Source organism: Corynebacterium spheniscorum (assembly GCF_900113445.1).
Lineage (GTDB): Bacteria > Actinomycetota > Actinomycetes > Mycobacteriales > Mycobacteriaceae > Corynebacterium > Corynebacterium spheniscorum.
Genome location: NZ_FOPJ01000012.1, coordinates 51,821 through 76,264 on the forward strand (window position 1 = coordinate 51,821; position 24,444 = coordinate 76,264).

At 57.7% G+C, this 24,444-nt stretch carries 22 protein-coding genes and 5 tRNA genes; 14 read left to right on the plus strand and 13 right to left on the minus strand.

Features of this window, described 5'->3' with window-relative positions:
- Window positions 1–4 precede the first annotated feature (4 nt).
- The 3 genes from BMZ01_RS08820 to BMZ01_RS08830 all read left to right on the plus strand — a co-directional run bounded on the left by BMZ01_RS08820 (window position 5) and on the right by BMZ01_RS08830 (window position 3,142).
- The gene (locus BMZ01_RS08820) at window positions 5–601 is read left to right on the plus strand and encodes a TetR/AcrR family transcriptional regulator (RefSeq protein WP_092286548.1); all 597 of its coding nucleotides are present in this window, start codon (window positions 5–7) and stop codon (window positions 599–601) included.
- A 145-nt stretch (window positions 602–746) separates the two neighbouring features.
- Window positions 747–2,501 (plus strand): AMP-binding protein, encoded by a 1,755-nt coding sequence (locus BMZ01_RS08825; RefSeq protein ID WP_092286550.1) that lies wholly within the window; start codon window positions 747–749, stop codon window positions 2,499–2,501.
- A gap of 137 nt (window positions 2,502–2,638) precedes the next feature.
- A complete protein-coding gene (locus tag BMZ01_RS08830) occupies window positions 2,639–3,142 on the plus strand; it encodes a MarR family winged helix-turn-helix transcriptional regulator (protein ID WP_395891003.1) in 504 nt (167 codons plus the stop codon).
- Between the two features lie 54 nt (window positions 3,143–3,196).
- Here BMZ01_RS08830 and BMZ01_RS08835 read toward each other — a convergent pair whose 3' ends face one another.
- The 4 genes from BMZ01_RS08835 to dusB all read right to left on the minus strand — a co-directional run bounded on the left by BMZ01_RS08835 (window position 3,197) and on the right by dusB (window position 7,406).
- On the minus strand, window positions 3,197–3,976 hold the full coding sequence (locus BMZ01_RS08835) for an enoyl-CoA hydratase (RefSeq protein WP_092286552.1): 780 nt from the start codon (window positions 3,974–3,976) through the stop codon (window positions 3,197–3,199).
- A gap of 23 nt (window positions 3,977–3,999) precedes the next feature.
- Window positions 4,000–4,980: an enoyl-CoA hydratase/isomerase family protein gene (locus tag BMZ01_RS08840; protein WP_092286554.1), complete on the minus strand. Its 981-nt coding sequence runs from the start codon at window positions 4,978–4,980 to the stop codon at window positions 4,000–4,002.
- 11 nt (window positions 4,981–4,991) lie between these two features.
- Window positions 4,992–6,152 (minus strand): acetyl-CoA C-acyltransferase, encoded by a 1,161-nt coding sequence (locus BMZ01_RS08845; protein ID WP_092286556.1) that lies wholly within the window; start codon window positions 6,150–6,152, stop codon window positions 4,992–4,994.
- 108 nt (window positions 6,153–6,260) lie between these two features.
- Window positions 6,261–7,406 carry a tRNA dihydrouridine synthase DusB gene (gene dusB / locus BMZ01_RS08850; RefSeq protein ID WP_092286558.1) on the minus strand — a complete coding sequence of 382 codons (1,146 nt, stop codon included), beginning with the start codon at window positions 7,404–7,406 and terminating at the stop codon, window positions 6,261–6,263.
- Window positions 7,407–7,716: 310 nt separating this feature from the next.
- On the opposite strand from dusB, the gene BMZ01_RS08855 reads away from it, so the two are divergent.
- The 3 genes from BMZ01_RS08855 to BMZ01_RS08865 all read left to right on the plus strand — a co-directional run bounded on the left by BMZ01_RS08855 (window position 7,717) and on the right by BMZ01_RS08865 (window position 10,108).
- Window positions 7,717–7,932, plus strand: a complete 216-nt coding sequence (locus tag BMZ01_RS08855) for a hypothetical protein (RefSeq protein WP_092286560.1) — start codon at window positions 7,717–7,719, stop codon at window positions 7,930–7,932.
- Between the two features lie 469 nt (window positions 7,933–8,401).
- Window positions 8,402–9,910 carry a succinyl-CoA:acetate CoA-transferase ScpC gene (locus tag BMZ01_RS08860; protein WP_092286562.1) on the plus strand — a complete coding sequence of 503 codons (1,509 nt, stop codon included), beginning with the start codon at window positions 8,402–8,404 and terminating at the stop codon, window positions 9,908–9,910.
- Window positions 9,911–10,032: 122 nt separating this feature from the next.
- Window positions 10,033–10,108: transfer RNA gene (locus BMZ01_RS08865), tRNA-Lys, on the plus strand.
- Between the two features lie 37 nt (window positions 10,109–10,145).
- On the opposite strand, the gene BMZ01_RS08870 is transcribed toward BMZ01_RS08865, so the two are convergent.
- The gene (locus tag BMZ01_RS08870; protein WP_092286564.1) at window positions 10,146–10,457 is read right to left on the minus strand and encodes a hypothetical protein; all 312 of its coding nucleotides are present in this window, start codon (window positions 10,455–10,457) and stop codon (window positions 10,146–10,148) included.
- A gap of 118 nt (window positions 10,458–10,575) precedes the next feature.
- Here BMZ01_RS08870 and relB point away from each other — a divergent pair, with 118 nt between their 5' ends.
- Entirely contained in the window at window positions 10,576–10,803 is a 228-nt protein-coding gene (gene relB / locus BMZ01_RS08875; RefSeq protein ID WP_092286604.1) for a type II toxin-antitoxin system RelB family antitoxin, read from the plus strand.
- A gap of 409 nt (window positions 10,804–11,212) precedes the next feature.
- On the opposite strand, the gene cydC is transcribed toward relB, so the two are convergent.
- From cydC to BMZ01_RS08905, 5 genes are all read right to left on the minus strand, one after another.
- Window positions 11,213–12,748 (minus strand): thiol reductant ABC exporter subunit CydC, encoded by a 1,536-nt coding sequence (gene cydC, locus BMZ01_RS08885; RefSeq protein WP_092286565.1) that lies wholly within the window; start codon window positions 12,746–12,748, stop codon window positions 11,213–11,215.
- Window positions 12,745–14,262 (minus strand): ABC transporter ATP-binding protein/permease, encoded by a 1,518-nt coding sequence (locus tag BMZ01_RS08890; RefSeq protein ID WP_092286567.1) that lies wholly within the window; start codon window positions 14,260–14,262, stop codon window positions 12,745–12,747. Before BMZ01_RS08890 ends, cydC begins: the two co-directional genes overlap by 4 nt.
- A complete protein-coding gene (cydB, locus tag BMZ01_RS08895; protein WP_092286569.1) occupies window positions 14,259–15,227 on the minus strand; it encodes a cytochrome d ubiquinol oxidase subunit II in 969 nt (322 codons plus the stop codon). The genes BMZ01_RS08890 and cydB overlap by 4 nt, the downstream gene beginning before the upstream one ends.
- Window positions 15,228–15,233: 6 nt before the next feature.
- The gene (locus BMZ01_RS08900) at window positions 15,234–16,940 is read right to left on the minus strand and encodes a cytochrome ubiquinol oxidase subunit I (protein WP_092286571.1); all 1,707 of its coding nucleotides are present in this window, start codon (window positions 16,938–16,940) and stop codon (window positions 15,234–15,236) included.
- Window positions 16,941–17,304: 364 nt separating this feature from the next.
- Window positions 17,305–18,282: a S41 family peptidase gene (locus BMZ01_RS08905; protein ID WP_092286573.1), complete on the minus strand. Its 978-nt coding sequence runs from the start codon at window positions 18,280–18,282 to the stop codon at window positions 17,305–17,307.
- A 136-nt stretch (window positions 18,283–18,418) separates the two neighbouring features.
- On the opposite strand from BMZ01_RS08905, the gene BMZ01_RS08910 reads away from it, so the two are divergent.
- From BMZ01_RS08910 to BMZ01_RS08930, 5 genes are all read left to right on the plus strand, one after another.
- Window positions 18,419–18,491 (plus strand) — tRNA-Glu (locus BMZ01_RS08910).
- Window positions 18,492–18,514: 23 nt separating this feature from the next.
- Window positions 18,515–18,588 (plus strand) — tRNA-Asp (locus tag BMZ01_RS08915).
- Window positions 18,589–18,892: 304 nt separating this feature from the next.
- Window positions 18,893–18,966, plus strand: a tRNA-Asp gene (locus BMZ01_RS08920).
- A gap of 34 nt (window positions 18,967–19,000) precedes the next feature.
- Window positions 19,001–19,073 (plus strand) — tRNA-Phe (locus tag BMZ01_RS08925).
- A gap of 75 nt (window positions 19,074–19,148) precedes the next feature.
- Window positions 19,149–19,427, plus strand: a complete 279-nt coding sequence (locus BMZ01_RS08930) for a GNAT family N-acetyltransferase (RefSeq protein WP_092286575.1) — start codon at window positions 19,149–19,151, stop codon at window positions 19,425–19,427.
- 125 nt (window positions 19,428–19,552) lie between these two features.
- On the opposite strand, the gene epsC is transcribed toward BMZ01_RS08930, so the two are convergent.
- Together epsC and cysK are read right to left on the minus strand one after the other, a co-directional pair.
- On the minus strand, window positions 19,553–20,134 hold the full coding sequence (gene epsC / locus BMZ01_RS08935) for a serine O-acetyltransferase EpsC (protein WP_092286576.1): 582 nt from the start codon (window positions 20,132–20,134) through the stop codon (window positions 19,553–19,555).
- Between the two features lie 68 nt (window positions 20,135–20,202).
- Window positions 20,203–21,141 carry a cysteine synthase A gene (gene cysK, locus BMZ01_RS08940; protein ID WP_092286578.1) on the minus strand — a complete coding sequence of 313 codons (939 nt, stop codon included), beginning with the start codon at window positions 21,139–21,141 and terminating at the stop codon, window positions 20,203–20,205.
- A gap of 417 nt (window positions 21,142–21,558) precedes the next feature.
- On the opposite strand from cysK, the gene ramA reads away from it, so the two are divergent.
- Both ramA and murA read left to right on the plus strand, forming a co-directional pair.
- Window positions 21,559–22,401, plus strand: coding sequence for an acetate metabolism transcriptional regulator RamA (gene ramA / locus BMZ01_RS08945; RefSeq protein ID WP_092286580.1), 843 nt, complete (start codon window positions 21,559–21,561; stop codon window positions 22,399–22,401).
- 202 nt (window positions 22,402–22,603) lie between these two features.
- Window positions 22,604–23,866, plus strand: a complete 1,263-nt coding sequence (murA, locus tag BMZ01_RS08950; RefSeq protein WP_092286582.1) for a UDP-N-acetylglucosamine 1-carboxyvinyltransferase — start codon at window positions 22,604–22,606, stop codon at window positions 23,864–23,866.
- A gap of 122 nt (window positions 23,867–23,988) precedes the next feature.
- Here murA and BMZ01_RS11305 read toward each other — a convergent pair.
- Window positions 23,989–24,444 (minus strand): hypothetical protein (locus BMZ01_RS11305; RefSeq protein WP_218140945.1); only part of this gene is annotated, 456 nt, incomplete at its 5' end.

The following is a 24,444-nucleotide window of genomic DNA, read 5'->3' on the forward strand; positions in this document are numbered from 1 at the left end:
CACCATGTCTCATAGTTTTGATACCGAAGTTCTCACCGCGCGACAGCGCGAACTTTTTGGTGCCCTCCTTGAAAGCTTCTTGGCTGAGGGCTTCGCCGATTTCACCATCGATTCCGCAGTCAAACGCTTCCGCTGTTCCAAGTCCACGCTCTACGCCCTAGGCGATAGTGTCGATGAAATTGTGCGCCGAACCCTCATTAGCTTCTTCCAAGAAATTTCGCGCCGCACCCACATCGCACTCCAAGGTCACCGCACCAAACGTGCCGAACTAGAAGCCTATTTTCGCTGCATATCGAATTGTTTAGAGCCCGTTTCCCCGGCCTTTATGTGCGACCTCGCAACCCGCCCGCTAGCCCGCGAACTCTATGACACCAACACCAAAGCCGCCACCGCCCGCATTAGCAATATGATCCGCGCTGGCATTGAGAACGGAGAGTTCCGCCACGCCTCCCCAGAGTTCCTCGGCATCATCGTCGAAGGTGCCATGCAACAAATCCAACAAGGCCGCATCGCCGACGCCGTGCCGGCGGCCCAGGCCTATCGCGAACTCGGCCGCCTCGTGCTCTACGGCCTTGTCGAAGAAAAGAAGTTTTACATCTAAAAATCGCTGGGTGCCCCACCCAACGGGGGCGATTTCGGGGGATCCTCGGGGGTAACCTTTGTCACAAGAAAGTTGCCCAAACCCTCGCAAATACTTTGAAGGTCAACTAAGCTCCAGTGTCACCCGGATCACACTAAGGAGCCTCATGACCCAAGCATCCGATTCCACCCAGAATGTGACGCAGCGTTTTCGCGAAGCCCGCGATCTCCTCATGGACCTGCGTGAGGACTACCAGGCTGCCCGCGATCAATTCGAGTGGCCGCGTTTCGAGCACTTCAACTTCGCCCTGGACTGGTTCGACCACCTAGGTAGCGACCCGGAAACCGCTGATCGAGAAGCCCTTGTTATCAGTGAAATGGATGGGCGTGAGACTCGCCGCACCTTCCGTGATCTCTCCCGCCGCTCCTCGCAGCTGGCCACCTGGTTCCGCAGCCTCGGCATGAAACGCGGTGACCGCGTCATGCTCATGCTCAACAACCAAGTCGAGTTATGGGAAACCATGCTCGCGTGCATCAAGGGCGGCTTCGTCCTAAACCCCGCTACCGCCATGCTCGGCCCAGCGGACCTGCAGGACCGCACCGACCGCGCCGAAATCTCTTGGGTTGTGGTCAACCCAGAAGACGCCGAAAAATTCGGCCCGGTCACCGGCGACTTCACCATCATCCAGGTGGGGGATGCCGCCCCAGCCCAAGAATCACACCCCACCATCTCCTACCAGGATTCCTACGAAGGACCAGAAGAGTTCGAGGTCGAATGTCCCACCAAGGCTGATGAGACCCTCCTGCTGTACTTCACCTCTGGTACCACCTCCAAGGCGAAGCTGGTGGAGCACACCCACACCTCTTACCCCGTCGGGCACCTATCCACCATGTACTGGATCGGACTACAACCCGATGATGTGCACCTCAACGTAGCCGCCCCGGGTTGGGCCAAGCACGCCTGGTCCAACTTCTTCGCACCCTGGATCGCCGGGGCAACCATCTTCCTCTATAACTATGCGCGCTTCGACGCCATTGCCCTGATGGACAAGATGGCAGAAGAAAGGGTCACCAGTTTCTGCGCCCCACCCACCGTGTGGCGCATGCTGGTTCAAGCCAAGCTCTCGCACCTGAAAACCCCACCCACCAAGGTGGTGGCAGCTGGTGAACCACTTAACCCTGAACTCATCTCCGTGGTCCAACGCGAATGGAACACCACCGTGCGCGATGGTTTCGGCCAAACCGAATCCTCCGTGCAGGTCGCCAACCCACCCGGACTGCCAGTGAAGTCCGGTTCCATGGGTCTACCGCTTCCTGGTATGGATGTGGTGCTCATCGACCCCGCCACCGATGAGATCGGTGATCACGGTGAAATGTGCCTGCGCCTTGATCCGCGACCGGTGGGGCTTACCCCCGGATACTTCGGCGATGATGAAAAGAACGCCGAAACTTTCCGCGACGGTTTCTACCACACCGGTGATATCGCCGAACGCGATGTAGATGGTTACCTCACCTATGTGGGCCGCTCCGATGACGTCTTCAAAGCCAGTGACTACCGCCTATCTCCCTTCGAGTTGGAATCCGTGGTCATCGAGCACCCCTCGGTCGCCGAAGTTGCGGTCGTGCCTTCTCCTGACCCCATCCGCCTGGCAGTACCCAAGGCCTATGTCAGCCTCGTTGCCGGGGTAGAGCCCAACGCAGAGGTTGCTGAGTCCATCCTCAAACACTGCCGTGAAGGCCTAGCCCCCTATAAGCGCATCCGCCGCCTGGAGTTCTTCGAATTGCCGAAGACCGTTTCCGGCAAGATCCGCCGCGTGGAGCTCCGCCGTCGCGAAACCACCATCCATGGTGCGGATGGCAGCTTGAATAACACCGAAGGTGTCGAGTACTGCGATACCGATTTCCCTTCACTGAAGGGATAATCCCTTCCTAAAGGGGGTGCCCAGGGCAGATAGCCCTGGGCATTTCCTTATATATAAGGCGCTAAGTACTCACGACATCAGACCTGTGATTAAGTAAAGAAGCAACCCGCAGCGCATAGTGAGAAAGGCTTCGACCTTTGGCCCCCAATACCGCCCCGAATACTGACTTCATTGCCGCCGCTAAAACGAATTGGGAAAAGCACGGCTGGGGCGATGCCGCCAGCGGAATGGCCACCTTAACCTCCGTGGTCCGGGTAGCCCAGATGATGCGCACCCGCTGCGAGCAAACCCTGGCCCCATTTGGAATTAGCTTCGCCCGCTATGAACTGCTCACTTTACTGCACTTCACCCGACACGGTGCTCTGCCAATGAGCAAAATCAGTGAACGCCTACAGGTTCACCCAGCCTCCGTTACTCACACCGTGGCACGTTTAGAACGCGATGGCCTGGTTCGCCGCGGAAGCTCCGCAGAAGATAAAAGAGTCATCCTCGTCAGCATCACTGACCAGGGCATTGCCCTAGTCAAAGCCGCCACCCCGGAACTTAATGCAGTGTTTCGAAACCTGGGTTTAACCAAGGATGCCCAAGAGGATCTCTACCAGATCTGTTCCGATTTCCGCCGGATCGCCGGAGACTTCTAAACACGAAAGCGCCTCCTTCTCAGAAAGTCAGTAAGGAGGCGCTTTGGCGTATCTCTAGCGGTGCTTGAATTCCGGCTTTTGCTTATTCACAAAAGCCTCCATGCCGATCGTTTGATCCTCGGAAGCAAACACCGAGTTAAAGACGCGGCGCTCATATTGGACACCCTGGGTCAGAGTCGTTTCGTATACGGCATTAACAACATCCTTGACCATGGTGGACGCCACCTTGGAACGCGAGGCAATTACTTTCGCGGCTTCCAATGCTTCCTCCAGTGCCTTACCAGCTGGCACCACCCGCGCCACTAAACCTAGGGTTTCTGCCTCATCGGCTTTCATATTGCGGCCAGTCAGGCACATTTCCATGGCCTTGGCTTTACCAATGGCGCGGGTTAGACGCTGGGAACCACCCATACCTGGGATAACGCCTAAGTTAATTTCCGGTTGACCAAAAACAGCTTTTTCGCTGGCGATAATGAAGTCACACATCATCGCTAGTTCGCAGCCGCCACCCAGGGCATAGCCATCCACCGCGGCGATAATTGGGGTGCGCAGACGAGTGAACTCATCCCAACCACCAAAGAAGTCGCTCATGTACATATCAGTGGCGGATTGAGTGGACATTTCCTTAATATCCGCGCCAGCGGCAAAGGCTTTATCCCCAGCACCAGTGAGCACAATGCAGCCCACAGAATCATCGGTGTCCAATTCCCGGCCCGCAGCTACTACCTCACGCATCGTGGTGCTATTGAGGGCATTGAGGGACTTGGGGCGGTTCAAGGTGATGATGGCGACGCGGTCTTGGCGTTCAACCAGAATGTTTTCGTAGTCAGACATGATTTTCCTTTCAGGGGGTTGTCTTAGGCAAAAGGATATTCGCAGTCCACGGGGCTGAGTATCTCTTCGATGGCTTCCTCATGGACATCATCAAGAAAAGCCGGGCACCAGGCAGGGGAGCGGTCCTTATCAATAATTTGGGCGCGCACTCCTTCCACGAAATCAGCGCGAGCTTGCATCCTCAAAGAGACACCAAACTCCGCATTCAAAGCTTGCTTCAGATCCATGTTGGCGGCACGCTGCAAGCTAGCCAAGGTCACCGCCAACGCGGTAGGGCAGTGCTGCCGGATGCGCTTAGCATCATCCTCATCGAGGTTAGCCAGAATCTCGGCCACGGTTTCACCCACGCACTTTGATGCATCAACGCCTTCTTCTTCCAGCGGCTGAGCAAAGTCATCAATTACTGAAGGCAAACCGGTGGCACAGAGCTGTCCGAGCAATTCCTCAAGGCGCTCTTCTGGCACATACACATCAGCTAGACCTGAGCGGATGGCATCAGCAGCTCCCACATGCCGAGCACTTAAGGCCAGGTAACGGCCCAGCTCTCCGGCACGGGAAAGCAAATAGGTACCACCGACATCAGGAACAAATCCGATGCCAACTTCTGGCATACCGATGCGCGTGGAGTCAGTGACAATGCGGTGGCTGCCATGGGCGGAGACACCCACCCCGCCGCCCAGCACAATGCCGTGCATGATCGCAACGTAGGGCTTGGGGTAGTTGGCGATGAGGTCATTTAAGCGATATTCATCGCGCCAGAATTCTTCGCCTAAGCTGCCGCCTAATTTGGCATCCTCGTAGAGGCTGGCGATATCCCCGCCAGCGCACAAGGCGCGTTCCCCGGCCCCGCGGAGAACCACCATGGTGATGTCCTCATCATCACGCCATTCCTGAAGCACCCGAGTCATTTCCTTGACCATCTCATGGTTCAAGGCATTTAAGGCTTTCGGGCGATCAAGGGTGATGACCGCGGTGTGGTTGTGAATACTGGTGTGGATACTCATATCTTCCTTCTTTAGACAGAGGCCTCGAAAAGGAGGGCTTCGCCTTGGCCGCCACCGCCGCATAGTGCGGCTCCGGCGCGGCTGATCTTCCCGGCGGCAATCTGGTGTGCCAAGTGCACCGCTAGGCGGGCGCCGGAAGCACCAATCGGATGGCCCATCGCAATCGCACCGCCGTGGATATTGACCTTCTCCCACTCAATACCCAATTCGCGGGCGGAATACACGGCCACCGCCGCAAAAGCTTCATTAATTTCAATAGCGTCCAGGTCACTTGCCTCCCAGCCTTGGCGCTTCAAAGCTCGCTCTAAGGCACGGGCTGGTTGGTGTTGCAGGGAGGAATCAGGCCCCGCAACTTGGCCTGGGGCGCGCACTACCGCCAAAACCCTTAGGCCATGGGCATCGGCGTATTCGCGCCGGCATAGCAGAAGAGCTGCGGCACCATCGGATAATTGCGAGGCATTACCTGCCGTGATGCTGCCATCAGCAGTAAACGCGGGGCGTAGTCTGCGAAGCGATTCTGCGCTGACTCCCTCGCGCACACCTTCATCATGGTCCAGGCCTTCAACCTCAACGATTTCCTTAGCGAAGGTGCCGTCTTTACGTGCCTTTAATGCACGTTCATGCGAGAGCACGGAGAAGGCATCTTGATCTTCGCGGGTGACAGGGTAGCGATCGGCATAGCGTTCGCTGAGCTCACCCATGGCGATATCCAAGTCTGCGGCACGTAAACCATCATGGGCTAGATGGTCGATCAGGCGGGCATCCCCATAGCGCAGCCCAAACCGAGAACGCGGCAGAAGATGCGGGGATTGACTCATAGATTCCATACCCCCGGCAACCACCACATCTGCTTCCCGGCTACGCAGCAAACGAGCAGCATCAATGACCGCGGTTAACCCAGATAAACACACCTTATTTACCGTCAAGGTATGCGCATTCGGGGTGATACCAGCAGCAAGGGCTGCTTGTTTGGCGGGGTTTTGGCCTACTCCGGCTTGAAGCACTTCGCCCATAATCACGGCGTCAACGCGTTCGCCGGGGAAGTCCCCCAGGGCACCTGCGATCGCGTGCGCACCTAATTGTGGTGCGGCGATATTCGCGAGGCTCCCCAGAAAGCGGCCGGTTGGGGTGCGTGCGGCGCCGGCAATAACGATGTCGTCTTGTGTGTTCATTTTCTCCCCACAGGCTCGGTAGCACGATGTGATCGCTGAGCGTACCGTGCCAGAATGAGTCCTGCGCCACACTTCGGGAGAGTGAACCCCGTTTACCCCCGAAACTACTTAGCCACCAGAGTGCATAATGTCAGCACCCTCCGGTACCGTCTCATCCTCCGGATCATCTAACCAGCCCTCCGGCAACAGCACCTTAGCTGGGGAACCCTGACGTCCCCGCGGACCTTCGGCGTCATTAGCTAGCTCCATTGAATCCGTATACGGGGCCAAGGTGTCCTCCAGCTGAGCCAAAGACCCAATCTTGGAAAGCTGCGCGCGCAACTCCCCACCAACCGGGAAACCGCGAAGATACCAACCCATGTGCTTACGTAAATCACGGCAAGCGCGATCCTCCCCATCATGGGCAATCAATAGCTCAGCATGACGGTGAATGATCCGGGTCACCTCACCCAACGTCGGTTCAGAGGGCAGAGGCAGCCCACGCAGCTCGGCCGAAAGCTCCGCAAATAACCAGGGGCGCCCCAAACAACCACGGCCAATAACCACACCGTCGCAACCCGTTTGAGCCATCATCGCGCTGGCATCACGGGCCGCAAAAATATCGCCATTTCCCAACACCGGCACCCCGGTATGGCCCAGGTGGTCCTTCAAGCGTGCAATCTCACCCCAATCTGCTTCTCCGGAGTAACGCTGAGAAGCAGTACGGGCATGCAAAGCAACCGCCGCGGCACCTTCCTCAATCGCAATCCGCCCAGCATCTAAGTGCGTATGGTGCTCGGCGTCGATCCCCACCCGGAATTTCACGGTAACGGGAATATCGGTCCCCTCAGTAGCCCGCACCGCGGCAGCCACAATATTGCCGAATAGTCGCCGCTTATAGGGCAGCGCGGAACCCCCGCCGCGCCGGGTTACCTTCGGTACTGGGCAACCGAAGTTCATATCAATGTGGTCGGCGAGATCCTCATCCACGATCATCTTCGCGGCCTTATAGGTGTACTCCGGATCAGTGGTGTACAGCTGCAAGCTACGGGGGGATTCCTCCGGGGCGAAGGTGGTCATATGCAAGGTCTTTTCATTGCGTTCCACCAATGCACGAGCAGTCACCATCTCGCACACATAAAGACCAGAAACCGTGCCGGTTTTCTCCAACTCCAATTCGCGACAGAGCGTGCGAAAAGCAACATTGGTCACCCCAGCCATAGGGGCGAGCACCACGGGGGAGGAGAGTTTATGCGGTCCGATTTTCAAGGTCACAGGCAGGTATTGTTCCCGCTACCTCCAACCAACAGCAAACCACGCCGGCATCACCGGAAAAGGCGCTGCCATCACCAACACCATGTTGGGCCCCTGCTTTGGGGGTTCTCTTAGTCCAAAGCCGAGGGGCAGATGGTAGAAAAGTCCATATATCTCCCATTAAAGCGGGGGATAGATGAGCTCGACTCCGCGGCGACCTAAGCCCGCGACCGCACGACCACCTTTCAGGATGACGACCTCTAAGGAGATGTTGGTGCCCAAACTCTCTACCCCTCGACCCGCTGTACTGATGGGAGAAGGTGCATAGACCATGAAACGCTTCCTGATTCTTCTTATCGCGTTCATTGTTTTCCTCAACGTGGTCATGTTCATCATCGCCGGGATCATGGCTGCTCTTGGTGTGAATGTCGGCCCCGTGGAGCTCGCCCTCTTCTTATTGGTCGCGATCAGCATTTCTATCTTCGGCACCAAGAAAGTTGCGCGGCGACTCGATCAGGCAGAAAAAGAGCCACCCACATACGGTTAGTACGCTTGCCGCGAGCTACCGGCGCCCCACGCCACCACCCCCACGCCAACCAAGCCCCACGGCACCAAGCTCACACCACCACCCACACAGCACCACCCACACACCCCTAAGCAGCACGAAAGCCCTATGGTCGCCGCCGCATCACGCTTTAAGGTGGCCCACACTTGACCCCTAAATGTGACCCAGGCGGCGAAGTGAGGCGCAGTCGACTAATGTGGTGGAGGTAACTGAAAAGTCGATTGCGGAAACCTGCTCAACCAAACCCTCCTCCAAGGGGCAAAGCTACAGGTAAAGTGCAGTTGAACTCAGAACATAAAACAAAATATTCCCGCACCTTCCCCGGAACACCCAGCACTCTTATTCGCTGAGTGTTTTCTTGTACATGCCCCAATCGGGGGTATGTCACGTAACTCCGTGGAAGGCCAAGGCACGATACGCGCCTCGCGGGGACATGACACTAGGAGGATTAATGTCCGACAGGATTGCCAACGCCGCTCTGCGTTCCAAGGTGATGACCGCCGAGGAAGCTGTCCAGTTCGTCAACAATGGTGACAAGGTAGGCATCTCCGGCTTCACCGGTGCCGGCTACCCCAAGGCCATGCCCGAAGCCATCGCTGAGCGCGCTAAGGCCGAGCATGCCAAGGGCAACGATTATGCCATTGAGCTTTTCACCGGTGCCTCCACCGCTGACAACTGCGATGGTGTGATGGCCGAAGCTGATGCCATCTCCTTCCGCACCCCCTACCAGTCCGACCCGGTGATGCGTAACAAGATCAACGCCGGCAAGATTCGTTACGCCGATATTCACCTCTCTCACCTGGGCCAGATGGTGGAAGAAGGCTTCTTCGGCCAGATGAATGTCGCCATCGTTGAAGCAACCCGCATTACCGAAGACGGCAACATTGTCCCCTCCTCCTCCGTTGGCAACAACGTCGAATTCCTGCGCGCCGCAGAGCGCATCATTATTGAGGTCAACTCCTGGCAGTCCGAGGACCTCGAGGGCATGCACGACATTTGGACCGTTCCGGCTCTGCCGAACCGTGTCGCCATCCCGATTAACAACGCTGGTGACCGCATCGGCAAGACCTACATCGAGATCGACACCGACAAGGTTGTCGCCGTTATCGAAACCGATGCTCCGGACCGCAACGCCCCCTTCAAGCCCGTCGACGAGGTCTCCCAGAAGATCGCCGGCAACTTCCTCGACTTCCTCGAGGGCGAAGTTGCTGCTGGTCGCCTGAGCTACGACGGCTATGTCATGCAGTCCGGCGTGGGCAACGTCCCCAACGCCGTGATGGCTGGCCTGCTGGACTCCAAGTTCGAGAATATCCAGGCCTACACCGAAGTCATCCAGGACGGCATGGTTGACCTGATCGACGCCGGTAAGATGACCGTTGCTTCGGCCACCTCCTTCTCCCTCTCCCCGGAGTACGCCGAGAAGATGAACGCTGAGGCCAAGAAGTACCGCGAGAGCATCATCCTGCGCCCGCAGTCCATCTCTAACCACCCCGAGGTCATCCGCCGCACCGGCCTGATCGCCACCAACGGCCTGATCGAAGCCGATATCTACGGCAACGTGAACTCCACCAACGTGGCCGGCACCCGCATGATGAACGGCATCGGTGGTTCCGGTGACTTCACCCGCAACGGCTACATCTCCTCCTTTATCACCCCCTCGATTGCCAAGGACGGCGCGATCTCCGCGATCGTCCCCTTCGCCTCCCACATCGACCACACCGAGCACGATGTCATGGTCGTCATCTCCGAATACGGCTATGCCGACCTGCGTGGCCTCGCCCCGCGTGCCCGCGTGGAGAAGATGATCTCCATCGCTCACCCGGACTACCGTCCGGCCCTGCAGGAGTACTACGACCGCGCCACCAGCGGCGACAAGGCATTCCTGCAGACCCCGCATGATCTGGCCACCGCCTTCGATTTCCACCGCAACCTGGTGGAAAAGGGCTCCATGAAGGGCTAGAAAACCACCCGTCTCCCCCGTGATTCCTGCGGGGGAGGCATGCGATTTACCTCAGCGGGCATCCACCCGTTATGATGGAACGCGTCCTAAGCGCGCCCCTTCCGCGGGGGCGTTTATGGCGTGGGCCTCTAGCTCAGTTGGTAGAGCTACGGACTTTTAATCCGCAGGTCGTGGGTTCGATCCCCACGGGGCCCACCAACACATTTCCCCTGGTCATCAACGGCCAGGGGATTTGTCATATCGGCACCACCAGACCTGGTTGTTGGTTTTTTGCTTTCCCCGAGATCCTGAGGTGCGGGTCCCGCCGCCCGCTGCAGGCAGGCCAGAATTCCAAGGTTTGCCGCGCCTCTTTCTTCTTCTCACGCGAATAGGTCATATTCAACCGTAGAATCCCAAAACCCAGGGCTTCGGATTCTTCCGCGATGTCTTCGTGGAAAGTGTCGTTTACTAGCAGCCAGTTGGGTTTGTCGGCGTAGAGCAGGGCTTGGATACGGTACTTGTCGAAGTTCCTGAATCCGCATCCGATGCGTTTGATGAGGCTACTCATTGATGGGGTGATGTTGTCGGATGGGTAGCTGGCCTGTTAGCAAGGATCGGTCATTTCAAGTTGGCGGACCTCTTATAGGGTCTTCCCCAAACTCCTATCAGTCCTTACAGTGTTTTGCATGAGTGATCTTATTAGCCTCTGGCTGCCACAATGTGACAACCAACGCTTAGATCGAGTGTCCGAGCTAACCGGTCGATCCCCTGACTCTTATGTTCGTGAGGCACTACGCAAGTACTTGGATGACTTCGAGTATGTCTCCACAATCCGTGCCGAGGTTGAAGCCGTTCGTAAGGGCGAACTGAAGGCCATCTCGCTGGAAGAACTTGAGCGTGAGTTTGAGTGTTAAGTTTATCCCGCAAGCTGAGCGCGAGCTTCGCAAGCTAGACAAGCCAGTACGAAAACGAATAACGGGCTTCTTGAAAGAAGTATCAACGTTGGGGGATCCCCGTCTACGGGGTAAAGCACTAACCGGCAACTGGGCAGATTTTTGGCGCTGGCGTGTGGGGGGACTATCGGGTGGTTGCAACTTTGGAAAACAATGATCTGATTATCCTTGTCGTTTCCATTGGTCATCGTTCGTCGGTCTACAAGAGATCGCAGTTACGCGACTATTAGTAACTCAGCAGCGGCTGGATTAGTGCCGTTAGGGGAGGGGGTGAATTTTCGGGATCAGCGTAAAGACCGCACCTTATATAATCGCGATTTTCATGGTCTAAGCAGCGCGAATCCCGAAAACCAGACACACTTTTTGCTACTTAACCTTGGTCAAAAGCCAAGACCGGCAATTGGCCGCTGCCAGCATCACCAGCACCTGCACGCGGATGCGAGGCCACCACCACCGTGCGCACTGCGCGGGTACCGGGAAGTTCAGGGGCTGCAAAAAGCGCTTCGAGCTGAGCCGCTCCCACATCATCAAGGTGCTCATCGGGTTCATCCAGAAGCAGAATCGGAGAGTCAGTCAGCAGTGCGCGGGCTAAGAGAATGCGGCGGCGTTGCCCACCGGAAATACTTTCTGCGCCATCGCTAAGAACCGTGGAAAGCTCCTCGGGGAGGCTGCGCGCCCAGGCCGCTAATCCCAAGGCCTCTAGTACTTCCCACATTTGCTCATCAGCGGCATCGGGGGCGCCAAGGGCTAAGTTATCGCGGATGGTGGTGGCGAAAATATGGTCATCTTCGCTAATACAGGTCACCGACTCTGGTGCCACGGATACTTCGCCACTGCGGGCTTCTAAAATCCCAGCCAAGGTGAGCAATAAGGTGGTCTTCCCGGCACCAGAAGGAGCGGTAATCCGCAGCCGCTCACCGAAGGGCACCTCAAGATTGATGGTGCCTAACGTGCCGCGGCAAAGCTCAAGATCGTGGGCGCTTAAGGTCAAAGAATCGCTCGTGGTGCTGCGCTGGTGTACGTGGGTTTCCACCCCAAGTTCGCTAATGCGGCGGCGAGCCCCGCGGGCGCGTTCCCAGGCCACAGCTGCAGCTGGCATCACGGTGGTGGCCTCAAAGGCCGCAAGCGGCACAAGGGCTAGAACCCCAACCCATTGCGGGGAGTGATCGCTTGCGGTCATAAGCACCACCAGCAGCACACCGAGCACCGTCCATAGGGTGGATAAAGCCGCCAAGCCGTGGGCTGGCGCATCGGGTTCTTCCGCGGCAGCCAGCCGCCGGGAAGCAACTTCAGCATCCTCTAGGGCGTTATCTAATTGCTCGCGGATACGCAAAGACACCGCATCAGCAAGCACACGGTCAATGCTGGTGATATGTTCTTGGACCGTCAGTGCGCGGGCATCTTCGCGGCGGCGGGTCGCCCGCGCCGATAACCATGGTGCTAGCACCCCAGAGATCACCAACCCGAGGGCTAAGACGGCGGCGGCAGCAGGGGAGAGAATCCCAATCCCGATGATGGCTACCAAGGAAGTCAGCGCGCACACCCCTGCGGGTACTAAGGCGCGCACCACCTCATCGGTGAGCATGTCTACATCAGCACCCAGGCGAGTAAGAAGCGCCCCGCGGCCTAAACGCACGGTGTAGTCAGAGGGGGCTTCCGCCAAGCTGCGATAGGCCTGCGTGCGGGTCTGGCCGGCGCGTTTAAGCGCAATATCGTGGGAGACGAGGCGATCGATATAGCGGAAGACTGCCTTGGAGATACCCAAAGCACGCACTGCGGTGACCGCCACCGCAAGGTCTAAAACCGGTGGCATTTCCCAGGCGCGGGTAATCAGCCATGCGGAGGTGGCGGTTAACCCAATGGAGGCAAGTAGCGTTAACGTGCCGGCAAGAATGGCGCGGATCATGAGTTCACCTCGATGATGTGATCAGCTGCGTCAAGCACCAACGGGTCATGGGAGGCGAGCAACACGGTGACCCCACTATCGGCAGCCTTACGGAGGCACTGGAGCATAATGCGGGCATTGCCTTCATCCAGGTGCGCGGTGGGTTCATCGAGGATCAGGAGTTCGCGTTCGCGTTCTAGCTCGCGGGCAAAGGCCACGCGTTGGCGTTGCCCAAGGGAAAGTTCGGCGGCTTCTCCCACCAGCGCCGGGGAGAGCGCTGGGCGTTGAGGTAGGTAGGACACGCGCTTCCACAGCTTAGAGACATCGATGGGTTCAGGGCCATAGGCAATTGCTTGACCATCTACGCCTTCGGTGGTGATGCCGAGAAGTACTAAAAGGGCGGTGGATTTACCGGAAGCATTAGGCCCGGCCAGCACGGTGATCTGCCCTGGTTGGGCGGTACCGGAGAGATTCTTCGGGCGGGTGCCATCGCGGCCTTGAACACTTAAGCGATCAAAATTAACGACTATGCCGCTATCACTTGAAGGTGCGGCATGCGGGGGAAGAGTGCTAACAGATGGTGCCTGCGGGCGGGGACGCTCGATCTCGGAGAGCACCTCATGGGTAGCCGCGAGGCCATCTTGGGCGTCGTGGAAACGTGAGCCCACTTCGCGCACGGGGTTGTAGACCTCGGGGATGATGACTAGGACCGTCAGGCCCGCGGCAAGGGTGATGGAGCCATCGATAAGGCGAAAACCGATGCCGACGGCGACGAGTGCGACCGAGAGGGTGGCGAGGAATTCGAGGACGAATCCGGAGAGAAACGCGATTTTGAGCACCTGCATGGTGGAGCGGTGATGCGCGTGGGAGAGTCGCTCGATTTCTTTGGCGGGCGCGTGGGTGCGGCGGAAGGCTTTGAGGGTGGGAAGGCCGGCGACGAGGTCAAGCATCTGCTCGCTGAGGACGCTGAGGTCGCGGAGCCGTTTTTCGGTGCGCCCTTGGGTGAGTGTGCCGACTAGCCACATAAATAGCGGGATCAGTGGCAGGGTGATGAGCGCGATCAGCGCTGAGGGGGCGTCGACGTAGAAGATCACTGCCAGTGCGGCGGGGGTGGCGATGAAGGTGGCTGCCAGTGCCGGGAGGAATCCGGTGAGGTAGGGGGCCAGCCCTTCAATGCCGCTGCTTAAAATGGTGCGCCAATGCGCGCGGTCCAGGGTGCGGGGGTCGCGCAGGGCGAGGCTGCGTAGGGTGCGTGCGCGCAGGTCAGTGACCACATCGATGGCGGCGATATGGCCGAAGCGGTGCCTAGCCCAGGCGATAAGCCCGCGTAGGGTGGCGGCAACCCCAAGGGCGATGAAAAGCTGTGGGGAAGGGGTGGGCCCTTCGATGATGCCGGCGGTGATATGGCCGATGAGGAAGCCGGCGCAGATGGTGGTGATGGCGGCGGCGGCGGATAAAAAAGCGGCAACCCCCACCCAGCGGCGGGCTGGGCGGGAGAGCCGGAGTAGTCGAGGATCGACTGGTTTTTGGATCATGCGGAAACGGTGTGGGCGGTGATGCGTTTACGGAAAACCCAATAGGTCCAGCCTTGGTAGAGCAGCACCAAGGGGGTGATGAGGATGGCGGACCAGGTCATGAACTTCAAGGTGTATTCGGAGGATGCTGCCGCCCACAGATCCATACCCGGCCACACCATGGGGAACATGGCGCCGAAGGCCAGCACCGTTACGGCGATCACCGCTATAGAGGTGGCGCTAAAGGCAATGCCATCGCGACCACGCAGGGCACCGAAGATACCAATCAGCAGGCCCACTGCGGCCAGGCCGGTGGCTACCCAGGTCCAGTCCTTGCCATAGAGGAATTGTGCGGCCACTGCGAAGGCACCACCCAAGATCAGCGCCAGTGCGGCGACGGGGGTGAGCAGTGCGCCGGCGCGTTCGCGGAGTTCACCGGCCGTCTTGAGGCGCAAGAAGGTGAGTCCGTGGAGGACGAACACGGCCGTTAAGGCCAGGCCGCCGAGGAGCCCGAAGGGGTTGAGCAGCGGGTAGACCAGACCGGCGTTGTCCGGGACACCACGGATGAGGTTGGCGACAGCCACACCCCAGAGCACCGGCGGTAGCCAGGAGCCAACGATGATGCCGCGGTCGCACCAGGCGCGCCAATAATCGGTATCGACTTTGGTGCGCCATTCTAGGCCCACGATGCGCACAATCAGACCTAAAAGGATGAGGAAGAGCGGCAGGTAGAACCCGGAGAACATGGAGGCGTACCACTCCGGGAAGGCGGCGAAAAGCGCGCCGCCGGCGGTAATTAACCACACTTCGTTGCCATCCCAGACCGGGCCGATGGTGCGCAGCATGGCGGAGCGTTTAGCTTCCGTGCGGCCCACGAAGGGCAGCAGGATGCCGACGCCGAAGTCGAAGCCTTCGAGCAGGAAGTATCCGGCGAAGAGGAAGGCGATGAGGATGAACCACACCAGGGGCAAATCAAGGCCAAACATGGCAGACTAGGACTCCTTTTCGGTGTTGTTCGGGAAGGGGTTAGTGGGGTTGGCTGTTGGGTCGGTGAGGCGCTCTGCGCTGGGGCGGTCCGTGGGCTCTTTCACGCGATGACGGCCGCCGCCACCGCGGTGCTCGCGGTGCTCGCTGGGTTCGCGGTGCTCGCTGGGTTTCGTGGCCAGGGCAACCGAGCCACCGCCAGCGGTACTGGCAGCAGTACCTGCGCGAGCCTCAATCTCAGCTGCACCATTGTGGCTAAAGCGCACTGGCTCCAAAGCCTCTTCGGCCGAGGCCTGGTAGTCCGGATGATCCGCATCCACCTCGACCGGCGGACCAGCCAACACCACGCGGCGAATCAGGTAGAACCACACCACAGCCAGTGCGGCGTAGACCACGGTGAAACCGATCAGCGAAATAATCACATTGACTGGCGCATGATCAGTCACACCCATATCCACCGTCATGCGGATCATCTCCGTACGCGGATCCCCCACCGAATTCGGATTCGGGTGCACCACCCACGGCTGGCGTCCCATTTCGGTAAAGATCCACCCGGCAGAGTTCGCCAAGAAGGGGAAGGGTAGTGCCGCTAGGCAAGCGACGTTAAAGATCTGCGCATTACGCCCTTCTGGCAGGCGATTCTTGCGGGTAAAGAACCAAGCGATCGCTGCCAGCGCCAAAGACCCAACCATCAGGCCAATCATGGCGCGGAAAGACCAATAGGTGACAAAGAGGTTCGGGGTGTAATTACCGGGGCCATAAAGCTGCTCCATTTGTGCCTGCAGATCCATAACGCCCTGCAAAGTCACGCCACTAAACCGCCCATCTGCCAGGAAACTTAAGACCCCGGGGACCTCAATCAGGTGCTTGGCAGCCTCACAGTCATTGTGGGTACCGATGGTTAAGACCGAGAACCACGGGTCTGTTTCCGTATGGCACAGCGACTCCGCGGACGCCATCTTCATGGGCTGCTGAATAAACATCAGCTTTGCTTGAATATCGCCGGTAATAGCCACCGCAATGGAAGAAAGAACCGTAGTCCACAGCCCCATCTTCAACGCCCCACGGTGCAGGGCCGCCTTCGCACGATCCCGAATCATCCACCACCCGGCAATGCCGAGCACAAAGGTCCCGGCGGTTAAGAAGGAGCCAGCCACCGCATGCGGGAAGGCCGCCAGCGCAGTGGGGTTAGTCAGCAGCGCCACCACATCCACTAATTCCGCGCGCCCAGTGTCCGGGTTATAAATCGCGCCAACGGGGTGCTGCATAAAGGAGTTCGCCACAATAATGAAATAGGCGGAAATATTCACGCCAATGGCGACCATCCAAATGGAGAGAGTATGGAGCCAGACCGGAATTCTTCCGCGCCCGAAAATCCACAGACCCAGGAATACCGATTCCATAAAGAAGGCAATAAGGCCCTCTAATGCAAGTGGGGCGCCGAATACATCGCCCACCATGCGGGAATATTCAGACCAGTTCATTCCGAATTGGAATTCTTGAACAATGCCGGTGGCAACACCCATGGCAAAGTTCACTAATAAAACCGTTCCAAAGAAACGCGACATTCGATACCAGCGTTCATCGCGTTTAATCGCCCACATTGTCTGCATGAGCGCCACCATTGGGGCTAAACCAATGGTCAGGGGTACGAAAATGAAGTGATAAACGGTGGTAATTCCGAATTGCCACCGCGATATGTCAACGATGTCCAAGGAGTCCTCCGTGGGCAAAAGGGTGAGTATTGAGCTGAAGGGCTATATCGAAGTAGTCGGATGTGTGACTGTAAAGGTTCCCGATACCCCATAGGGTATCTAAACGGGGGTAGTCATGTTTCACTAAGGTGTGACTTACTCACGGAGGGTGGGAAAGTAATTCAGTTCCAGTGATCATTTATGCGCTGGGATTATCCTGGTTGCTGAAAAACATTTTCTCTTTAGTTTTTAGATGCGGACCTTAGTCGAGATCTGCGGGTGGGGGTATCTCAGGTGTGCTGCGGACGGGCGCAGATACAGGTATGCCTACCCGCATTCGGGTAGGCAACGCGAGATTGTGAGACTACTGGCCGAGATGCTCTCCTTAGCGGCAGCCCTGATCTTCCAGCCACTTCAAGGCTGCGCCCATGGGATCAGGGGTGGGATGATCTGGCTCAACGGGGTCATCAAGGTGCTCTGCACCGGTACGGTCTTTATCCTTCGCGATGGTCAACAACACCATCGCCCCATCTGACATAGTGAAGGCCGTATTAGACGAGGCATAACCCGCAGTCGCCTCACCAAAACTTTGGCTATAAGGCAGACCACGGAAACTCAACAAAGTCGCCTCAGCGGAACTAGCGGTACCGGAATCGGTGAGGATAGCTACCGGCCATTCAACCTTGCCTACCGTAGCAGCCTCAATGGGGGAGCCCCCGCCATAAGCGGAATTGCCGTTAATGGTTACCGCGGTAGTGGAACTCCTCCCGGCAAACCACAGCACATCCCCATCCGGGAGTAGCGGGGAAAGTCCAGCCACCATGGGGCCCATATCGCCGCCACCATTGCCGCGAAGATCTACCACTGCGCCACAAGCATCAGCATCGCCAATGCCCTTGGCCAAGGTGTTGGCGTAGTCCTCGCCGTTTAGCTCACCGATATATTCCGGCACCTTCAATACCAGTACGCGGCCTTCTTGGCTTACTTCCGGTAATACATCGCCACTGGGCTGAGAAGCTTCCTTCGGTGGAATAAGCCGTGAATGCTTTCCGCCGGCGGCTTTAAGCAGCCGGTTTAATGGCTCATGGGTATCCGCCAGTGTTTGGGCATTCTTGATCTTTGCTAACGCTTCCTGCTTGGCCTTCTGAAACTCTGGGGTATCACCATGAATGCCAAGCTTTTCGGCATAGTCAACCACCACCGCGGCATAACGCTGCGGGGAAGGCGGAATCAAGAAGAAGGGTTGTGCTCTTAGGGCTATGCCCGCACTAGGGCCAAGGATCCATGTGGCACCGAGACCAAGTGCGAGCACAATCGCGATAAGCGATCCGCAACCCCAACGAAAGAGCTTCTTATTTCTCATAACTAGAAGCTTACTTGCGCACAAGGTGTTAAAAGATGCCGAGAAAACCAAAGGTCAGCGCGTAATTTGGGGAAATTCCAGATTATGAAGTAGTGTAATCCGCAGTCGCACGGCGTACATCGCGCCTGGCTGACTGGCCCCCATCGTCTAGCGGCCTAGGACACCGCCCTTTCACGGCGGCGGCACGGGTTCGAATCCCGTTGGGGGTACTCCCATATTTATGGGGCTTTTTGGCCCTGTGGCGCAGTTGGTTAGCGCGCCGCCCTGTCACGGCGGAGGTCGCGGGTTCAAGTCCCGTCAGGGTCGCAAAAGTACGGCGGAGTTTTCTTCTTCAGGAGAAAGCACCGCCGTTTTTGCATCCGCCGCACCAGCATCTCATCAGCGTCGCGGTCAGAGAGTCCGCTCAGTGCGCTCTTGGAACAGCTCAGCGAGCTCGGGTGGTCCCAGAGCCCCAGGTACTTCACACAGATCGCCGCAGCCGTAGGGGATCACCTTACCTCAGCGGAAACCCCCGAAAAAGGGGAGGACGCTGGGGATTTGTTGCCTCTTATCAACTCTGTGTAGAGTAGCTACTCGTGCACAGCACACCACGTGTGCAGCACAACATTTAGGCCCTGTGGCGCAGTTGGTTAGCGCGCCGCCCTGTCACGGCGGAGGTCGCGGGTTCAAGTCCCGTCAGGGTCGCGCAGATAGAGCATTCACTAGAATGGTTTATCGCGGCCAGATAGCTCAGTCGGTAGAGCGTCCGCCTGAAAAGTGGAAGGTCGCCAGTTCGATCCTGGCTCTGGCCACAATGAAGAACCTCTTTGGGAAAGTTTTCTCCCAAAGAGGTTCTTTTTCATTGCCCCGACGGTAGGATTTCCGGCATGGAGATTGAACACAATAGCGCCAAGCACACCTTCGAGATTCGCGATGAAGAAGGCACCCTCGCCGGGCACGCTGATTATCGCCCCCTAGGCGAAGACAGCGTGGATTTTGACCACACCGTCATCGATCCCGCTTTCCGCGGCCAGGGCCTCTCCACGCCGCTTATTCAAGCCGCCCTAGATGAAGCCCGCGCCCAAGGCTGGCAAGTGAAGGCCAGCTGCTCTGCGGTAGCGCATTTCATTGATAAAAACCCGGAGTACCGCGAACTCCTCGGCTAGATGCCTTCGGCTAAGGGCCCCTCGGCGAGGCCTCTGGCGCTAGCGCACCCACCTAAACCACAGCAGTTAGACATAAGAAAAAGACCGCACCAGGGAAGGTGCAGCCCTTAAAGTGTTGCGAAAAATTATTTGTTCTCGCCGTGCCCGTAGCAATCCGGATCAACCAGCTTGAGCTTCTCATCCGGTTTACGCGGCCGCGATTTAGCGGGGATACCAACCGCAATATGATCCGGCGGCACGTCCTTGGTGACCACTGCATTAGCGCCCACCGCAGAGCCAGCACCAATGGTGATAGGCCCTAAAATCTTGGCGCCCGCACCGATGGTCACATTATCGCCCAAGGTGGGGTGCCGCTTGGTTTGAGTCAGTACCTGCCCACCCAAGGTGACACCGTGATAGAGCATCACGCCATCGCCGATCTCCGTGGTTTCCCCAATCACAATGCCCATCCCATGGTCAATGAAGAAACGCCGGCCGATCTGCGCGCCGGGGTGGATCTCAATGCCGGTGAGAAAACGGGTGAATTGGGAAAGGATCCGCGCCGGGGCTTTTACCCCGCGACACCACAGCCAATGAGACACACGATGTGCCCAAATGGCATGTAGTCCGGAATACACGATCGCATTCTCCAGGTCGCCACGGGCGGCTGGATCATGGTCGCGGGCATTGGCGAGGTCCTCGCGGATCATCTTCCACAGTGAGTGCATGGCCACGAATCCTATCAGTGTGTCCCTACCTGCACCCTAAATTTGCTGTCTGGATCGCAGCAGCTTAACTATTCGCCACGAATATCTTCATAAAGAATCGTGGAGACATAGCGCTCGCCATAGTCGGTCACCAAGGTGACGATGGTTTTGCCAGCGTTATCTTCTCGCTTAGCTAGCTCCAGGGCAGCCCACACATTCGCACCGCTGGAGATACCACCCAAGATGCCTTCTTTAGTGCCTAGTTCGCGGGCAACGCGCACCGCATCATCACTGGACACCGGGATGATCTCATCCAGAACTTTGCGGTCTAAGGTTTCGGGGATGAAGTTAGCACCCAAACCCTGGATCTTGTGCGGGCCAGCCTTGCCGGTAGAAAGCAGCGGGGAGTCAGCCGGTTCCACGGCATAGACCTTGGCCTCAGGGTTACGTTCTTTAAGTACCTCGCCCACACCAGAGACGGTTCCGCCGGTACCAACACCGGCTACAAAGATATCGACCTTGCCATCGGTGTCCTCCCAGATTTCCTCCGCAGTGGTTTCGCGGTGGCGCTTGGGGTTGGCCGGGTTAGTAAATTGCGAAGCCAAGATAGCGTTCTCGCGTTGTTTCACGATCTCATTGGCCTTATCCACAGCACCCTGCATGCCGGCAGAACCCGGGGTCAAAACAATTTCCGCCCCATAGGCGCGCAGCATCACGCGGCGCTCAGAGGACATGGTTTCCGGCATGGTCAGCACCACGTTATAACCACGAGCAGCACCGACCATCGCCAGTGCAATGCCGGTATTACCACTGGTGGCTTCCACAATGGTTCCGCCGGGCTTTAATTCCCCGGATTCTTCGGCGGCCTCAATAATTGCGGCACCAATGCGGTCTTTGACCGAGTTGGCGGGGTTAAAGGACTCTACTTTCACCAAGACGGTGGCCGGGAGGCCTTCGCTGAGGCGTTGAAGCTTCACTAGCGGGGTGTGGCCAATGGTGTCGGTAATGGATTCATAGATCTTAGACATGAGGTGCTTCTCCTATTCCTTGAGTAACAGACATTGACCATACACCCCTTACAGACAGAATGGTCTTAAAAAGATAGACAGACCTGTTCGCTAGGGGAAATGTCATCTTGACTGTTTCAGCAATATCGCTCATGCAAGATGGTCACAATAAATCCTTCGGGGGTAGGCTCGCACGGGGGTGACGTGGAACTTTAGGTTTCTCTCAGGGGCAAAACCCGTGCTGCAAAGGCCGGCCAGCGCATCGGTACTGTCAGCCCTCATAGGTTTCACTAGAGAACTGAAAAAGGCTCAAGTTAGGTTTACCCCCGTTTTCCCGCTATAATCCACATTCGATAACACAATCCAAGCCCCTTAAGGTATACCCCCACGGGTGCACCCTTAGGGGTACCCCCCACGGCCCCCCAGGAGGAGCACACGGTGGACTCCCTGCGCGCCCGCGATGATGACGAAGCAATCCGTGCAGCATTGACTTCGTTGAAAACGGCGACGGGTATTCCCGTCACCATGTATGCAACGCTTCTGAGCGATAATCGACTGCAGATCACCCAATGGGTTGGCCTGCGGACACCCGCGCTGCAAAACCTCAGTATTGAACCGGGCGTAGGCGTCGGTGGGCGAGTGGTGAATACTCGCCGCCCCGTGGGCGTCAGTGATTACACCCGGGCCAATGTCATTACCCATGAAAAAGACCGCGCAATCCAAGATGAAGGATTGCATTCGATCGTTGCAGTGCCCGTCATTGTGCAGCGCGAAGTCCGCGGCGTTTTATATGTCGGCGTGCACTCCCCAGTGCGCCTCGGCGACAAAGTCATTGAAGAAGTCACCATGACTGCTCGCACCTTGGAACAAGACCTCGCAGTTAACTCCGCGATGCGTCGCGCCGATGGCGGCAAGATGGCTTTGAATAAGCCCGGCCGCGTCATGAACGGTGCGGAGTGGGAGCAGGTACGCTCCACGCATTCCAAGCTGCGGATGCTCGCCAACCGAGTCGATGATGATGTGCTGCGCAAGGAATTGGAATTCCTCTGCGACCAGATGGTCACCCCGGTACGTATCAAGCAATCCACCAAGCTCTCTGCCCGCGAACTCGACGTCTTAAGCTGCGTTGCTCTTGGCCACACCAATGTCGAAGCCGCTGAAGAAATGGGCATCGGTGCTGAGACGGTGAAGAGTTATCTGCGTTCGGTTATGCGTAAGCTCGGCGCACATACTCGTTATGAAGCGGTCAACGCAGCCCGCCGTATTGGCGCGTTGCCCTGATCAACCGCAGACCTTTTGCTCTATCCCCAGCCCCCAACGGCTGGGGATATGTGCATTCTCAGGGGGCTGTCGCAAGGGCACTGCCTCAGTTGGTCTGCTTCAGAGTGCTTGCACCAAACAACGGCATCCCGAACCCCATTGCACAGCACCTCCGCGCGCATCGCGCCCCGCACCCAGATATCCCACACTAGGATCAGAAACTGTGAAAGACACCTTTTTAGTTAGCGGCGGAAATCGACTCAGCGGCAACGTCAAAGTCTATGGCGCAAAAAACAGCGTGCTTAAGCTCATGGCCGCAGCACTGCTCGCCGAAGGCACCACCACCTTGAGGAACTGCCCCGAAATCCTCGACGTTCCGCTCATGCAGCGTGTCCTCGAAGGCCTCGGCTGCGAAGTCCACATCGATGGCGGCACCGTCACCATCACCACCCCCCATCAACTAAGAAGCGACGCCGACTTCGACGCGGTCCGCCAATTCCGCGCCTCAGTATGTGTCCTCGGCCCCCTTACCTCCCGCTGCGGTCGAGCAGTAGTCGCCCTCCCCGGCGGCGATGCCATCGGCTCCCGCCCCCTCGACATGCACCAATCCGGGTTAGAACAACTCGGCGCCACCACCCGCATCGAACACGGCTGCGTAGTCACCGACGCCCAATCCCTGCACGGCGCCACCATCAGCCTGGATTTCCCCAGCGTTGGCGCCACTGAAAACATTTTGACCGCCGCCGTCCTCGCACAGGGGCGCACCGTATTAAATAACGCCGCTCGCGAACCAGAGATCGTCGATCTTTGCGACATGCTCAACTCCATGGGCGCGCACATCGAAGGCGCCGGCACCTCCACCATCACCATCGACGGCGTGGAAAAACTCCACCCCACCGAACACTCCGTTATTGGCGATCGCATCGTCGCCGGCACCTGGGCCTATGCCGCCGCCATGACCCGCGGCGATATCACCGTCGCCGGCATCAACCCCCGCCACCTGCACCTGGCGCTAGAAAAACTCAAAAACGCCGGCGCCGAAGTCGAAACCTTCACCACCGGTTTCCGGGTGCGCATGAATCACCGCCCCTACGCCGTGGACTACCAAACCCTTCCGTTCCCGGGCTTTCCCACCGACCTTCAACCCATGGCCATTGGCATCGCCGCCATCGCCGAAGGCACCAGCATCATCACCGAGAACGTCTTCGAAAATCGCTTCCGCTTCGTCGACGAGATGCAACGCCTCGGTGCAGACGCCTCCGTCGACGGCCACCACGTCGTCATCCGCGGCCAAGAACAACTTTCCTCCACCGCGGTATGGAGTAGCGATATCCGTGCCGGCGCTGGACTAGTCCTTGCCGCACTCGTCGCCGAAGGCACCACCGAAATCCACGGTGTGCACCACATCGACCGCGGCTACCCGCGTTTCGTCGAAGATCTCCGCAGCCTCGGTGCGGATATCCAACGCATTAGTCACCCGGACTAGAGCTTTACTCGAGAACGAAAGCCCCACGGTTTCCCGCACACGTTTCATGCGCACATAAGGGCCACGGCATGCCGCACGTGGTTCTTAGTGCGCATGAGTGCGTTTAAGACACCATAAAGCTTCTATACGTCTTCAAAAAACCGCGGTTGAGCTGGAGGTTTGTGAAGTGTTGTGGGGGTGTGTAACTTTATGGGGGTCAGCATGACTGGTTGCGGCCTTCGTTTGCGGAGGTTTGTGTGTTGGTCTGCTGGTATTTTTGACTCATCTTCATCTCCTGTCTTGGTTGGCGGGTTGGTGTGGGTGTTGGTCTTGATGTTTGAGAACTCAATAGTGTGTTGATGTACTTTTGTTTGTTTTGTGCATGGTGTTTGTGTTTGTGACCGTGTGTGGTTGTGTGCCGGGTGGCCTTGAAGCACTGGCATCCTTTTTTTGTGAAGGGTGTGTTTTCGAGGGGCCATGAAAATATTGTCTTGTTTGGTGCATGATTTCACTGTGTTGTCATGGGCATGGATTTTTCTGTGTGCAGAAATTTTGTTTGGTTGGGTTTTTCCTCGTCGGATGCCGACTGAACGTTTTTT

Excerpts from the sequence above, each read along its gene's own strand:
- epsC (WP_092286576.1), bottom strand. The coding sequence starts at position 20,134 with ATGCACTCACTGTGGAAGATGATCCGCGAGGACCTCGCCAATGCCCGC.
- BMZ01_RS08825 (WP_092286550.1), top strand. The coding sequence starts at position 747 with ATGACCCAAGCATCCGATTCCACCCAGAATGTGACGCAGCGTTTTCGC.
- relB (WP_092286604.1), top strand. The coding sequence starts at position 10,576 with ATGAGTGATCTTATTAGCCTCTGGCTGCCACAATGTGACAACCAACGC.
- cydC (WP_092286565.1), bottom strand. The coding sequence starts at position 12,748 with ATGATCCGCGCCATTCTTGCCGGCACGTTAACGCTACTTGCCTCCATT.
- BMZ01_RS08870 (WP_092286564.1), bottom strand. The coding sequence starts at position 10,457 with ATGAGTAGCCTCATCAAACGCATCGGATGCGGATTCAGGAACTTCGAC.
- BMZ01_RS08845 (WP_092286556.1), bottom strand. The coding sequence starts at position 6,152 with ATGAACACACAAGACGACATCGTTATTGCCGGCGCCGCACGCACCCCA.
- BMZ01_RS08905 (WP_092286573.1), bottom strand. The coding sequence starts at position 18,282 with ATGAGAAATAAGAAGCTCTTTCGTTGGGGTTGCGGATCGCTTATCGCG.
- BMZ01_RS08840 (WP_092286554.1), bottom strand. The coding sequence starts at position 4,980 with ATGAGTATCCACACCAGTATTCACAACCACACCGCGGTCATCACCCTT.
- cydB (WP_092286569.1), bottom strand. The coding sequence starts at position 15,227 with ATGTTTGGCCTTGATTTGCCCCTGGTGTGGTTCATCCTCATCGCCTTC.
- BMZ01_RS08890 (WP_092286567.1), bottom strand. The coding sequence starts at position 14,262 with ATGATCCAAAAACCAGTCGATCCTCGACTACTCCGGCTCTCCCGCCCA.
- cysK (WP_092286578.1), bottom strand. The coding sequence starts at position 21,141 with ATGTCTAAGATCTATGAATCCATTACCGACACCATTGGCCACACCCCG.
- BMZ01_RS08855 (WP_092286560.1), top strand. The coding sequence starts at position 7,717 with ATGAAACGCTTCCTGATTCTTCTTATCGCGTTCATTGTTTTCCTCAAC.
- BMZ01_RS08860 (WP_092286562.1), top strand. The coding sequence starts at position 8,402 with ATGTCCGACAGGATTGCCAACGCCGCTCTGCGTTCCAAGGTGATGACC.
- BMZ01_RS08835 (WP_092286552.1), bottom strand. The coding sequence starts at position 3,976 with ATGTCTGACTACGAAAACATTCTGGTTGAACGCCAAGACCGCGTCGCC.
- BMZ01_RS08930 (WP_092286575.1), top strand. The coding sequence starts at position 19,149 with ATGGAGATTGAACACAATAGCGCCAAGCACACCTTCGAGATTCGCGAT.
- BMZ01_RS08820 (WP_092286548.1), top strand. The coding sequence starts at position 5 with ATGTCTCATAGTTTTGATACCGAAGTTCTCACCGCGCGACAGCGCGAA.